At 65.7% G+C, this 13,140-nt stretch carries 13 protein-coding genes; all 13 read right to left on the reverse strand.

The annotated features are described in order from the left end of the window. Nucleotides 1-3 precede the first annotated feature (3 nt). From JJJ17_RS11170 to JJJ17_RS11230, 13 genes are read right to left on the reverse strand one after another with little or no spacing between them, the layout of a single operon-like run. Nucleotides 4-1,320 (reverse strand): hypothetical protein, encoded by a 1,317-nt coding sequence (locus JJJ17_RS11170; RefSeq protein WP_200686377.1) that lies wholly within the window; start codon nucleotides 1,318-1,320, stop codon nucleotides 4-6. Next, on the reverse strand, nucleotides 1,304-4,009 hold the full coding sequence (locus tag JJJ17_RS11175; RefSeq protein WP_200686379.1) for a phage tail protein: 2,706 nt from the start codon (nucleotides 4,007-4,009) through the stop codon (nucleotides 1,304-1,306). The genes JJJ17_RS11170 and JJJ17_RS11175 overlap by 17 nt, the downstream gene beginning before the upstream one ends. Then, on the reverse strand, nucleotides 4,006-6,282 hold the full coding sequence (locus JJJ17_RS11180; RefSeq protein WP_200686381.1) for a putative baseplate assembly protein: 2,277 nt from the start codon (nucleotides 6,280-6,282) through the stop codon (nucleotides 4,006-4,008). Before JJJ17_RS11180 ends, JJJ17_RS11175 begins: the two co-directional genes overlap by 4 nt. Before the next feature lie 3 nt (nucleotides 6,283-6,285). Then, nucleotides 6,286-6,705, reverse strand: coding sequence for a GPW/gp25 family protein (locus JJJ17_RS11185; protein WP_200686383.1), 420 nt, complete (start codon nucleotides 6,703-6,705; stop codon nucleotides 6,286-6,288). Between the two features lie 4 nt (nucleotides 6,706-6,709). Continuing rightward, nucleotides 6,710-7,087, reverse strand: a complete 378-nt coding sequence (locus JJJ17_RS11190) for a DUF4150 domain-containing protein (protein WP_200686385.1) — start codon at nucleotides 7,085-7,087, stop codon at nucleotides 6,710-6,712. Between the two features lies 1 nt (nucleotide 7,088). After that, nucleotides 7,089-7,967: a DUF2169 family type VI secretion system accessory protein gene (locus JJJ17_RS11195; RefSeq protein WP_200686387.1), complete on the reverse strand. Its 879-nt coding sequence runs from the start codon at nucleotides 7,965-7,967 to the stop codon at nucleotides 7,089-7,091. A 12-nt stretch (nucleotides 7,968-7,979) separates the two neighbouring features. Next, on the reverse strand, nucleotides 7,980-8,516 hold the full coding sequence (locus JJJ17_RS11200) for a phage baseplate assembly protein V (RefSeq protein WP_200686389.1): 537 nt from the start codon (nucleotides 8,514-8,516) through the stop codon (nucleotides 7,980-7,982). Further along, nucleotides 8,513-9,784, reverse strand: coding sequence for a hypothetical protein (locus JJJ17_RS11205; RefSeq protein ID WP_200686391.1), 1,272 nt, complete (start codon nucleotides 9,782-9,784; stop codon nucleotides 8,513-8,515). The genes JJJ17_RS11200 and JJJ17_RS11205 overlap by 4 nt, the downstream gene beginning before the upstream one ends. A gap of 3 nt (nucleotides 9,785-9,787) precedes the next feature. Continuing rightward, nucleotides 9,788-9,970 carry a hypothetical protein gene (locus JJJ17_RS11210; protein WP_200686393.1) on the reverse strand — a complete coding sequence of 61 codons (183 nt, stop codon included), beginning with the start codon at nucleotides 9,968-9,970 and terminating at the stop codon, nucleotides 9,788-9,790. 9 nt (nucleotides 9,971-9,979) lie between these two features. Beyond that, complete coding sequence (locus JJJ17_RS11215) at nucleotides 9,980-10,603, reverse strand: CIS tube protein (RefSeq protein ID WP_200686395.1); 624 nt, start codon at nucleotides 10,601-10,603, stop codon at nucleotides 9,980-9,982. A 9-nt stretch (nucleotides 10,604-10,612) separates the two neighbouring features. Next, entirely contained in the window at nucleotides 10,613-11,308 is a 696-nt protein-coding gene (locus tag JJJ17_RS11220; protein ID WP_200686397.1) for a phage tail protein, read from the reverse strand. Further along, complete coding sequence (locus tag JJJ17_RS11225; protein WP_200686399.1) at nucleotides 11,308-12,666, reverse strand: phage tail sheath subtilisin-like domain-containing protein; 1,359 nt, start codon at nucleotides 12,664-12,666, stop codon at nucleotides 11,308-11,310. Before JJJ17_RS11225 ends, JJJ17_RS11220 begins: the two co-directional genes overlap by 1 nt. A gap of 11 nt (nucleotides 12,667-12,677) precedes the next feature. Beyond that, a complete protein-coding gene (locus tag JJJ17_RS11230; protein WP_200686401.1) occupies nucleotides 12,678-13,130 on the reverse strand; it encodes a phage tail protein in 453 nt (150 codons plus the stop codon). Nucleotides 13,131-13,140 lie beyond the last annotated feature (10 nt).

Below are 13,140 nucleotides of genomic sequence, written 5' to 3' on the forward strand. Positions count from 1 at the left end.
ATCTTACACTCCCAGCGGATGCATGGTCAGGTCGTCGCCGAGATTCTCTTCGGTCAGGGTGAACCGCCACGAGAATGTCCGGGGCTGCAACCTGCGCAGCAGGGAATCGACGACGGGGTCGGGGTTATCGATGGCGAAAAGCTGGTATTTGCCGTCTTTTTCGATAAAGCCGTCGCCCGCTTTGATGACCAGATAGATCGCCGGTCCGTCCTGGTTCGCATCGCCCGAAACGGTCTCGGAATAGCTGGCGGTCAGCGCCGCCCCCGCCGGGTTCTGCCAGCCGTTCGAGGTCAGCCGCCGCAGCCCGAAATCGCCCTCGGCATCAAGCGTGCTGGCGTCGATCCTTGCGCTGAGCGGCAGGATGAATTGATACCGCTCGGCGTCGAGGCGACGGAACAGGATGCCGGTGATCTGCGGGCCGCCGATATCGGGATCGGTCCCGGCCATCACCGCTGCCAGCAGATGCTGGATCACCTCGGCCGAAAGCAGCACCTGCGTGGCGCAGCCATAGTCGATATCGTCTATCGCGACGATCTCTTCCGGCTTGTCGGCCTTGACGGTGACGTGGAAGCAGCCCAGCAGCAGCCATTCGCTGTCCGGTCGCGGACAAGCCGCGCGGATCGCGGGCGTCAGCGCGCCCAGAAGACCACTGACCCCAAGTCCGGTCGCCAAAGCCTGCTCAATCGCCTCGCTGGTCGGGAACAGGTTCTGCGAGGTCATCTCCTTGGCGGCGTCGGCGAAGGCAAGTCGCAGCTCGAATTCCTCGGTCACGCGCCCGAATTCCGCCTGATGCCCGCAGGGATCGGCACCGCCGCATTCCCCGCCGCAGCCACAGCCGCAATCGTCATGGCCGCCGCCGCAAGGATCAGGCGGCACCTGTTCCGGCGCGCCGCCACATTCGGCATAGCGGATCACGACGCAAAGTTTGACCCGGTTCGTCTCGTCAGGGGTACAGGGACTGCCATCCTGATCGCGCATCTCATAGGCCTGCTGGCGGAACCACGCTGCGACATCGACGCATTGGTCATAGCCCACCACGATCTCGCGCCCGCAATCGTCAAGCGCTGCACCGCGCCCGACGCGCAGCAGCGTACCCTCGGGCTGCATCACCGACAGCTTGAGGCCGCAGAGGATGCCGGTGCCGTGCAGGCGCTGATTGTGGAAGCGATGCTTGCCGGAATGGTAGCGCTGTTCGTCCACGTAATCGGCAAGCCGCATTTCCTTGCCGTGGAAATAGTTCACCCGGTAGAATCCCGACGGCAGGTCGCATCGGGCATTCGTTCCGCAGGTCGTCAGGTTCAGGTCACGCCATTTGGACATTGGCACCTCCTTGCGATCGTGGGTCGGCGGCATGTTCCGCGGCCAGCACTCCGCCAAGACGGATCAGGCCCGCGGTGCCGCAGGATGTCGTGATATCTGTCATCGTCGAGCAGGGATCGGCGGGCTTCGGCCCCGGAATGACGATGGCGCCGATCTGCGTCCCCATGCCGATCCGCGCCGCACCCGCGCCGCCAAGCCGCAACGTGTATTCGGTATGCGCGGGCTTCATATCGTCGATGATCTTGCGCACCGCAGCCAGCTCGGCGCGGCGTTCCGTGCGTCCGGGCAGCGTCACCGTGACCGCGAAGCGATGCGCCAGATCGGTGCCCTGCGTCTCGCCGCCAAGCGGGGCGACGCCAAGCGCGCCGCGTTTGCCAAGCTGGATCGGGGCAGGGGGACGGGTGCGATAGGCCTCGACAATGCCGACCGGGTGGGTGGTGTAGATTTCCAGCGCCCGCCTGAGCGCTTCGACCGTGCCCCGGCCTGCCTGCAAGGCCGCGCCTTCGATCACCAGTTGACGGCGGGCATCGGTGGGCCATGACGGATCGAAATCCAGATCCAGCCAGCTTGCGATGAAGGCCAGCCATTCGTCGGGCGCGCCACGGGGGTTCATCTGTCGCGGAATACGGTCCAGCGCGGTTTCGGCCTCGGTCAGGCGTTCCTCGAAGAGGGACAGGAACCGCTCAAGGAAATTCGCGCCGGGTGGTTCGGCGGTGATGTCATGTTCGGAAAACAGCGGTGGCAGCCATTGCAGCAGGCTGTAGCGCGGCGCGGTGATGCGCAGGCTGCGCAAGACGGGCGACGCGGTGGCGCTGATCGAGGGACCGACGCGACCCGGCGACGGCAGACCGCGCCCGGTCATCCGCAGCCGCAGCCACAGATAGCGACCGCGATCCGTGGCGGCAGGTTCGGGGAACCGGGCATTGGTCCAGTCCTCCGCCGTCACCTTCCCGGCAAGCGGTTCGCTGAGCCAGATCGTCCCGGTCCGCGCATCCGTCCAAAGCGGCGTCGCCACAAGGCTGTCGTCGTCCGAGACGACAACGAGTTGCGATCCCGCCGGAAGCGGCCCGGTTTGCGGCAGGCTTTGATCGAGCGGCAACCGACCGGGTGTCACCTCCAGCGTCACGGTGCAGGTGGAAAAGTCGCCCGCGACCGGCTGGGTCAATGTAACGGTGACGGTCTCGTCCAGCGGCTCGATCAGTTCCAGTCGGGCGCGGTTCGTGCCGTCGCGCAGTTCAAGCACGTCGCCTTCGGCCAGAAGCGCCGCAAGCGCGGCAGGCAGGGGCATCGTCGCGCGACGGGGGTTGCCGGTCAGCACCAGCGCGGGCAAGGGCCGGATCATCATGCCAAGATCGACCGGACCGTAAGGCAGCGGGCTGCCGTCGCGTTGGATCAGGGCAAGGTTCGCGGGGGCGGCCAGCAGCGCCGGGTCGCCATGGGCCGAGACGGTCCATTCGGCAGGGCTGATCGCCTCGATCCGGGCTGTGATCTCATCGCCGGAAAGGGTGGTCAGGCGGATGTCATCGCCCGGCAGCATTTGCCCGGCCAGATCGCGGGGCAGGTCGAAACTTGCGCTGCCATTCGGGCCGCCGCTTTCCAGCATTGCGACAACCGGGCTTCTGCGGCTCATCTGGTCCAGCCGCCACAACGGCCACAGCCGGTCATCGGCGCGGATCAGGCGGTCCATTCCGCCCTCGGCCCGGTCGGTCGGCAGTTGCGGTAACGGCGTCGGCCTTTCGGGCGCCCAGGCGCGCAGCGGGTCGTCCGGATCGTTCGAGGCATAGGTCTGCAACGCGATCCCGGTGCCTTGCGGCAGGTCGGCGTCGATCTCGATCCGGTGCCAGGCGAGGTCGTGGATGCCGCCGTCAATGGGGCCAAGCAGCAGTGTTGCCTCGGCGTCGTGGCGGCGCGGTGTGGGCGACCAGCCGGGGGGCAGGTCGGCATCGTCGAACCAGCCAAGCGCAGGCAGGGCGCGACCGTTGCGGGTCATGTGCCACAGCATCGGCCTCAGCGGATCGAAGGCTGCCAGTGTTCCATCGTCAAGCAGCGCCACTGCCAGCGGACGCGGCGCGGGATCATCGCCCCAAGGCGTGCCGGTCAGCGGGTCCAATGTCTTAAGGGGCAGCGGTTCGCAGGGTTGGAAGCGCTTGGAAAAGACATGCAGCGCGCCGGTTCCCGCATCGGCGACGAAAACGGTGCCGTCCGGCGCAATCGCTGTGTGAACCGGCAGGACCAATCCCGCCTCCAGCACGGCGACGACGTGACCCTCGGCAAGATCGATCACCTGCACCCGCCGATTGCCGGGATCGGCGACATAGAGCCTGCCGTGACCATCCAGTGCCAGACCGGCTGGCGCGCGGAAGCGACCGGTGGCCGAGCCTTCGCCGCCAATGCCGGGCATCGGGATGAAATCCTCATCGCAGGGCAGCTTGCGCAGGATACGCCCCGTCTCAGTGTCGGCGCGGTAAAGCGCACCGCCCGGCCCGTTGACCGGCGCAAGCGGCAACCAGTCCTGTGCAATCTCGGGGCGGGCCTGCGGCGCAAGGATCAGACCGCCGCGCGCCGGGTCCCATGACGCGCCTTCGCCCGCAGCCTTCGCCCAATCCTGCGGATAGCGCAGGACGGCCCAGAAGCTGCCATTCGGATCAAGGCCGGCGCGAAGACGGCGGGCGAGGGTGGAACCGCTCATGGCGCCCCCACCACATTCACCATCAACCCGGCGGGATCGATGAAGACCACTTCGTCCGGCATCAGGACGATCCTGCCATGTTCGGCGTCATCGTCATCGACCGGGCAACTGACCAACCGCTGCGGCAACCGCCGCTCGATCCGCCAGAGGATGTCGCGGGCATCGTCCTCGGGTGAGCGGCCATCGACAAAGGCTTCCAGCGCCTCGACCCGTGCGACGCCAGGCGTGGTCATCACCTCGGTCATCAGATCGGAATGGTGCAGGGGCGCGCCGAAGGGATAGCCGGTGCCGTCCGCGCCGCCGGTCAGGACATGGAAGCGGCGGCGCAGCCGGTTGATGATCGCCTCGCGCACCGCATTTTCGGAATAGCCGGGGGCGGCGCGAACGGCGACGGTCATGTCATAAAGCCGCACATATTGGGGGGCGGCGACGTGAACCTCGGTCGTGATCAGGCGCAGCCGGTCCAGATGTCGGGCGACGAGCGACAGTTCTGACGTGGTCGGCATCGGATAGGGGCCGGGCTGGTCGGGAACGGCGATGACCGTCAGCGCGCCGGGCACATCGGTGTCGAAATCCATGCCAAACGCATCGAGGCCGTCGATTTCATGGCCCATCGGATAGGGCAGGCGGCGCGGAATGACCGTCGCGCGGGCGATACGGACGCCCGGAGCCTCAAGCGTGGCTTCAAGGAAGTCCGCATCGGTGACGGCGCGGCCGCGCCTGCGGAAGGCACCCGGTGCGCGGCGCTTGGCCTGATCGGTGGTCTCGGCCGGGTAGCCGCCGTGGGCCGGGATCACGTTGAAGGCGCCGTCCATGCCGGTCGGCAGCGAGTCGGGCTGCTTCACCGCGCCGGTTTCGCAATTGCCGTCCGGGCCGCCGCCATGGCGATAACGCTCGGCGATCATCACTTCGGTCGCGAAGGGCGGGCGACCGGCCAGACCGTCGCCGAAGATGACCAGCCCGGCCTCGGCATCCAGCGCATAGACCGGATCGCCGGGGGCGGATGCGTCGAAATCCGGCACCTGCCGCCAGTCGAGATATTCCGGCGACCGCGTCGGATCACGGCTGATGATGCGGATGCTGTCCGCCGCCACATTCGGATTGGCCAGCGACATTGTCTGCGCCGAAAGCCCGGTGCCGCGCCCCAGCCTTTCCCCCGTCACCGTTTGCAGGTTCGTCGCAGTCATGCTGTTGAAGGACAGCGAGCGGACGCGGATCTGCGGCGGAATGACGAAAGCAACGCGCAGCCAGCCGCTGATCGGCACTTCCTCAGGCGTATCCGCGACCGGCGTCTTGATCTGGTCGATCAGCGGATGCGCCATGTCGGGCTCGACATCCGCCCAGGCCGCTACGGGAACCGGGCCGATACGTTCGGGGACATCCAGCCGGATCGTGCCCGAGCGCGTCCAGCCATCGGTTTCATCCGACAGGACCATCAGGGGCTGCCACGATCCCGCCGCCTCACCCGTCGCGGGCGGGCGGAAATAGCTGTAGCTGACCAGCGGCGGGCCGTCCTCGAACGCATTGGCGACGGTGAACGGCTTGCCGCCTGCTTGCACCTGAGCGCCGGCTTCGGGCTGCTGATCGCCGTCGATCTGTAGGTGCAGATCGGCCCGCGCGCCCAGAAACCCGGCTGACCGGATCTGGTTGAAGGCAAGGCCAAGATACAGAATCCGGTGCGTCACCTCTTCCGGCTTCTCGAACAGCGCGACTGGCTGCAGGGGCATGTCTTTCAGTTTCGGCTTCTTGCCGTCCCAAGCCAGCGAGAAACGCTGATCGACATAGCTGACCGGATCGTCGCCCGAGGCCGAGGGGCCGGTATCGGGCAGCTCATTGATGTTGAGAAGATCGGCGCGGGCTGTCACCAGCGCGGCAAGCTGAACCGGAAGCACCGACAATTCGGCATCGGTTTCGAAAACGGGCGTGGTGCCGCCGGCGCCCTTGCCGCGAATCCGGCTGCCCGCGGGCAAGGTCATCGCCTGTGCCTCACCCGGTTTCGACAGGGTGAAGGCGATGCGGGTTTCGGCGGCGCGGGCGGGGGCCAGTGTGACGCCGACCAGCTTCAGAAACTCGATATAGGTCTTTTCCGGCACCCGGTTCAGCCGATAGCCAAGCTGATCGGTCAGATGCGCGAAAAGCTGGATCATCGCGATGCCGGGATCGCTGTCGTTATGATCGGTCCATTCCGGCGCGACCAGCGGGATCCGCTCTCGCAGCATCCGTTCGACAACGGCATAGCTCAGATCGGCAACGGTGGGCGGCGTCAGCGGCATCGCTCAGTCCCCCTCGTTCAGATAGAAGGGATAAACCATGTTGTAGAAAGCGTTGGAGCGGCGGACGACATAGTCGATCTCGATCCGCATCAGGTTCGGATCATCGGGATCGGCCAAAGCGGTGACCCGCTCAACAGTGATGCGCGGCTCTTGATCCAGCAGCGCGCTGCGGACGGCATCCTCGACCCGGCGGTGAATGACCGAGGTGTTTGGCGAGAACAGGAACCGCCGCAGGCCCGCACCATGGGCGGGCAGCATCACCCTTTCGCCCGGATTGACGCGCAGGATCATCTCGACCGCCTGTTCGACGTCTTCCTCATAGCGGGCCCAGGTCAGGCGACCGCCGACGGGACGGACGGGAAAGGCCCAGCCGACGCCCAGATAGGGGCGGGGTCCGGTCAGTCTGGGATCCGCTTCGGCCATGATCTCAGCCCCCCACCAGCACTTTCGGAAAACCGCCCAGAACGATGCCCGAGGCATTGCCGCTGTTCTGCATCGTCTGATCTGACAGCCGCACGATGGGCGAGCCTTCGGCAAAGACCGTGGCCGATGCGGTGACGAATTCGACCGGGCCTGAGGTGACACCGGCCTGCCCCGCCGCATCGCCGGTGGTCGAAGAGATCGTATCGGCCTGCCGGACGACATTGCTGCCGCCCGCCTTGACGGTGCCGCTGCCCCCCGCCGCCGAAAGCTGGCCGATCGAGGGATAGGGGATCGGCACAGTCGCCGGTCCGACCTGTGTCAGGCAGACGTTCGGAAAGGCGAAACAGATGCCCCCGGCTGTCGTGGTGATCGGCTTGCCCATGTCAGGACACCTCCAGCGTTGCGTCTTCGAAGCGGTCTTCCCAAGCAAAGGTGACGCGCCAGATCAGGGTGAATTCCTGCCGTCCGCGATCCATCACCACGGTATCGACCAGCGGTGTCAGCGACAGCGGCGGGTCCAGCGGCGCGCCCTCTTTCGTCACCGACAGGACCGGCGCGGTCGGGATGGTCAGCAGCGTCACCGGATGCGGCAGGGGAACGGTCGTGTCTGTCAGCCGCAGACGGTTGCCGGGGGCGAAGGCGGTCTGTCCGCTCAGCGGGCGACCATTCTGGAAACCGTTGTCATAGCCATCGGGCAGCTTGTAGCGCGCGCCATCGAATTCATTGAGCCGCCACGGATCGTTGGTTGTCGCATCTCCGGCCAGCGCCAGCCGCCCGCCCGTTCCCCGCGACTGCCAGCCAAAGGCCACCGCCTGCGCCGGGCCGAAACCCGCGCCGCGATCAATTTCGACCGTGCCGAAGGACGCTGTGGTCAGCACGGCGTCGATATCGGCGGCCAGATCGGCGTCATAGGGCGCAGGTGGCAGCGGTGTCAGCGAAGGGTCGTTCACGACCGCCGGGATCGCTAGAATATCGTCGACCACCACGACATCGGGGGCCGCTTTCCAGACCGAGATATCGGCTTCGTAACGGAACGGCCCGCTTTCGGGCATGCCGTCATATGCCTCGTCCTCGGTCGCCACCTCGCCCGGATCGCGCGGTGCGCCATCAAGGCCAAGCCGGGCGCGGGCGATGAAGCTGCCGACCTCCTGAAAGCTGACGATGTCGGTGCCGGGCTGATAGGTCGCCGCCTGCCCGACAGGCGCGCGGAAGCCGCGCAGGAACATATGCGGCAGGGCGGTATCAGTGGCGTTGACGATCATGATGCCCTCCGTTCAGTTCAGGTTGATGACGGTTCCGGTGACGGTGATGCCCGCCAGCGCGAAGGTGATCTTGTTGCTGTCGTCCAGTTGGATGGTCAGGGTCTTTGCCGCATCGTCCATCTCGATCTTCATGCCGCCTTTGGATTGCAGCAGCACCTTGCCCGCCTGCTTGGTGTCGTCGAAGGTCAGCTGATGCCCCTCACGCGAGACGATGGTGCGGGTGTTGTTCGATGAGGAGGTATCGGCATCCGGCGGCGGCGGGTCTTGCGAGGACCACAGCGCGCCAAGGATGATCGGGTAATTCTCGTCATTATCGACGAAGCCCACCACCACCTCATCCCCCTGCTCGTAGGGGAAATAGGCGCCGCGTTCCTTGCCTGCCATGAAGCTTGCGGCGCGGGCGGGCGCGCTGTCCGAGCGGACATTGCCGCTTAGCCATGTCAGGATATAGCCACGCTCATCGATGGATTTGACCTCGGCCAGCCGCAATCCGCGAACATCGCCGGGGCGGGAGGCGGCATTCATCGCGGTGAAGATGGAATGTCTCATGCAGCGGCCCCCGGATAGGTCGAGGGGTCCAGCATCCCCGGACGGCGCAGCGATGATTTGGTCATGTAGCCAGCGCCGTTCAGCGTGTGAACGGTCTGGGTGACATACCACATGCCGTCGAAAGGGGCGTGGAACCCGGTCAGGTTCAGATGGATGCCGGGCCGAATGCGGGTGAAGCCGATGGTGCTGATCTCGGCCGTCAGAAACTCGCGCAAGCCGGTACGCAACGCGGCGATGGCGGCCAGCCGGGCGCGTTCGATATCAAGGTTCTTGGCATCGACGCTCAGCGAGTTCACCTCTTCGCCCGCATCGCTGAAGGCGGTGCTGCGAGCGGCCACCGGGTCCATCGGTGCGGCGCCGCCTTCGGGCGCGGGATGCAGGTCGGTCAATACCTCGGCGCGGTTATCGGCGACCGAGACACGCTCTTCGATGGTGCCACGGTCGCGGGGGGTGTTTCCGCGCGCCACCGCCTCGGTCGGTATATCCCAGACCTTGAACGCAGGCTTGAAGTCGATGATGTCGCGGCCCCATTTCAGTGTGACGATCCTGTCGGCCTGAGCCGCGCGATTTGGGACGAAGAAGCCCACCGCCTCGCGTCGGGTCGCGCCGGGGGTGGTGATCGGGCTGTCATCCTCGAAGCCTGCGAACAGCTCGAAATCCATGCGCTTGCCGATCTCGGTCAGAAATTCCATCCGCGATTTCGCCTTCTCATGCGTCACCACGTCGATCGGGGTTGAAAAGGGCGATTGCGGGGCGGGTGCGCCGACGCGAAGGCCAGCCTCGGAAAACTCCATCTCGGCGATCTCGACCTCGTTGAAGTCGATATAGAGATGGTCCATCTCGGGCTTGACCTTCAGAAGGCTCAGCATGTCTTCGGTCTTCAGCGTGACCTGCGCCCCGGCATTCGAGGGGAAGTCGAATTCGATGCCGGTGACCTGCGCCATCATCATCGGCGACCAGCCTTCCTGCCCGTAGCGCATATCGATCCGCAGGATGGTGCCGAAGGACAATTCGCCCAGCTTGTTGTAGCGCCAGATCGGCACGATGGGGCGGTGCGCGTCGTCGTGCCGCTGATTGTTCAGCACGATATCGGCCTGACCCACACCGGATGCGGTCAGCGTCACCTTGGCGCTGATGATATCGGCCGATACGGGCTGACCGCCGACGGTCAGTGGCTGCCCGGTTTCGGTCACCAGCCGCACCTGAGGCGCGTGAAAGGCGGTGCCGGGACGCTGGCCTGCGGCGGCCTGAGCCAGATCGCCATCCATCGCCTAGCCCCCCATGATGCGGCGGACGGTGTCATATTCCTCGGCCAGAAGGTCGAGGATCAGCGGCCGCAGAATTTCGCGCAGGCGTGACAGATCGTCGGTCGCCTCGGTCGGCGGCGTTGCGGTGATGATCAGCGGCTCGAAGGTGATTTCGGTGACCATGTTGTCGATTTCGGTGTCAGCCATGATCCCCTCTTACAAAGCCGGAATTTCAACGATGGCGCCGGGGACCAGCAGCCGCGGGCGGTCGTCGCCATTCGCCTCGGCCAGAACCGTCCACAGCGTCGGGTCGCCATATTCCTCGGCGGCGATCAGGTCGTAGCGGTCGCCGTGACGGGCGATGCGGGTCTTGGTACGGTCGGGCGATTGCTGGTTGATCTGCGTGTATTGCAGGTTCGCCGGGGCATAGGCCTTGAGCTTGACCGTCACCCTTGCGCGCAGGATTTTCCCCGCGCTGTCGAACATGCTGAACTTTTCCTTGAACTCGACCATGACGCCGGTGAAGGTCGTATCGCCCCAAGCGAAGCTACAGACCGGCGGTGCATGAAGGTCGCTGTCGATGGTGATGTATTTCCTGAGCTTCGCCAGATCAGCGGTCAGCGATTCCCCGGAATTCGACCTGTCGAGAAACAGCTCTGCCTCCAGCGTCTTCGCCTCGCCGCGCACGAATTGCAGCAGCGGCGTGGAAAGTCCCGGCACCGAGACCTCGGGGTAGAGCATGTTGGTGGTGACCGTCATCTCGGCCGGGTTGAACATGACCGGCACGCCGGGATCGGCGGCGACAGAGGCATTCGAGAGGGTGGCGAGTGTCAATGTCATCCCCGCCCCCTAGAACCCGCCAGCAATGGCCGTGGCACCTGCCGACGCCCCGGCCAATGCCGCACCACCCGCAAGCCCGACCAGACCCGACAGGACCGAATTCAGATCGGCCACGCCGGGGATCAGTGCCAGCGACACCCGCTCGATCTTCTCGGCATGCAGTTCCAGCGCCTCGATGGCGACCGCACCCGCCCCCGCGCCTTCGGTCGCATCCAGTTTGGGACCGGCCAGCTTGGCGGGCAGCGCGTTGTGAAAGGTCCATGAGGCGACCGGGAAGGCCATGCCGGGCAGGCTGGCGCCAAGGCCCGGCACCTCGTAAAGCTTGCGCGTATCCATCAGCACGATGGTGCCGCTTTTGCGGGTCTTGCGCTTGCCGGTGATGACCTGATGCTGCCAGTCCCAGAGATCGGTGTTGAAGGTAACACCGCGCTGCAGCACGATCCGCGCATAGCTTGCCCGGTCGAAAAAGTGCAACTCGCTGTCGTTCTGGCCGCCCTGATGATAGGTCGTCAGCGTGTTCGAGGCGTCCAGCCCCTCGACCGATTTGAAACCGCCCAGAACGAACTGTGTCGCCGCGCTGAGAACCGCCGAGCCGACAGTGCTGAGCGCGCCTTCAAGCCCGCCGCCGTTGGAATCCGGGGTGTCCCACATCGTCACCATGAAGTTGACCTTCAGGACCGGCTGAAACAGCGGGAACACAGCCATCACACAGCCTCCGCCCGTTCGATCACGCCGCCTTCGCGACCGATGCGAAACTCGATGAACTCTGCCGGTTGGGCCAGCGCGACGCCGATGGTGCATTCAAGGTGGCCCTCGGCGGTGCTTTCGACCGTCTCGACCTTGACGAAAAAGGCGTCCTCGGGCTGCGCGCCTTTCAGCGCGCCGGTGGCAAAGACGCGGCGCAGGTAATCGACCATCAGTTGGTGGAATTTGATTCTGAGCAGTGCAGTGTTCGGTTCGAACACCATTGGCTGCCCGACCACTTCGGCGCTACGGGCAATGGCCGAAAGGCAGCGTCGGGCATTGACGAAGGATAGCGGATCGGCGGCGTCCAGCGGTCCCTGCCATAGCAGTGTCCGCGCGCCCCAGACCCGGATGCCCTGACCCGGAAAGCTGCGCAAGAGGTTGATCCCGGCCTCATAGGCGCGGGCATTTTCGCGGTCGCCGATGGGCGTCTCCAGCCCGACCACCCCGCTGACCGGACGGTTCGCCGGTGCGACATGCGGCCCCTCGGCGATATCGGTCGCGGCGAAGATGCCCGCCACCGCCCCGATGGGCGAGCGCAATTCGACCGGCGCGCCGGGGCTGTCCTGAACCAGCAGCCACGGCCAGTAAAGCGCCCCCAGATCCGAGCCGCCCATGGCCTGCGTCAACCGCGTCCGCCAATCCATCGCCCGAGCCAGCGTATAGCCCGAAGGCGGCGCAAGCAGGGCGAACCAGCGCCAGCGTTCGCGTTCCAGCCGGGTCAGCAGATATTGCTGTGCCCAGAGCATGTCGTCAGCCGGGATCGCCCGCCCGAAGGAATGCGCGCTGGCGGCTCCGTGCCCGTTCGCGCCATCGCTGCGGATGGTGCGGCAAGGGCCGAAACAGGGATTGCCGCGCGGCGGGAGGGGCTCGGCGCGGTCATCCTCGACGACGATTTCCGCATCCAGATCGGGCAGGGCGACCAACATCACCTCGGACTGGCGCAGCAGCAGTTCCAGCCCGTGATGTCCGGCCAGATTGTCCAGCCCCAGCATGCGGTTCAACAGTTGCGCCGCAGGCAGCGCATCGACCGAGGCCGCGACATTGACGATCCACAGCCGCCGCCCGCCATTGGCGAAATAGTCGCGAACGGCCTTGTCCAGCACCGCGCCGGGCGGTGGCGGGACGGGATTGCCCAATCCATCCGTGCGATAGGCGGCGACATATCCCTGCCAGTCGTTCACCGCCACGGCCTCGCCCAGATGGCGCGGCCCGGCAATGCCGACGAAGCCCGTCACATCCGTCCGCACGCGCGGGAAACCTTCCGCGCGGGGACGGGGGCGGGCATAGACGCCGGGGATCTGATAGGTCATCGCCATGGGTCAGGGCCTCAGCTTACGTCAAGCCGCTCGTGAATCAGATCAAGCTGCTCGACCGCGAATTCATTGCCCTTGGCGGACAGGGTCGGGCCGGTCAGCTTGGTCGGCCAGGCATTGGTCAGCACCCATGTCATCGCCGGGGCGTTGCGGTCATGCTTTTCGTTCAACAGCTTGATCGTCACCGTCCGCGTGGGCGGGAAGGTGGTGCCGCCGTCGCGGGCCTCTTTCCGCCAGTTCCACAGATAGAGCGAGCCGGTGATCCCCCGCTTCAGCGTTACCGGAGAATATTTCTCGGTCCCCGGCAATTGCCGCATGGCCGAGGTCGGATCGCTGCCTTCACGGTATTCGACCGGGGTGGTTTCGCTGTCGAGGCCGGTGACCTCGGAGAAGCCCAGAACTTCTTCGTTGTCGATCTCGACCACGAAGTTGAAGTTGGAATAGGGGTTCGGTCTTTCGGTTGCCATGTCTCAATGC

The organism is Paracoccus caeni (assembly GCF_016629665.1).
Classification (GTDB): domain Bacteria; phylum Pseudomonadota; class Alphaproteobacteria; order Rhodobacterales; family Rhodobacteraceae; genus Paracoccus; species Paracoccus caeni.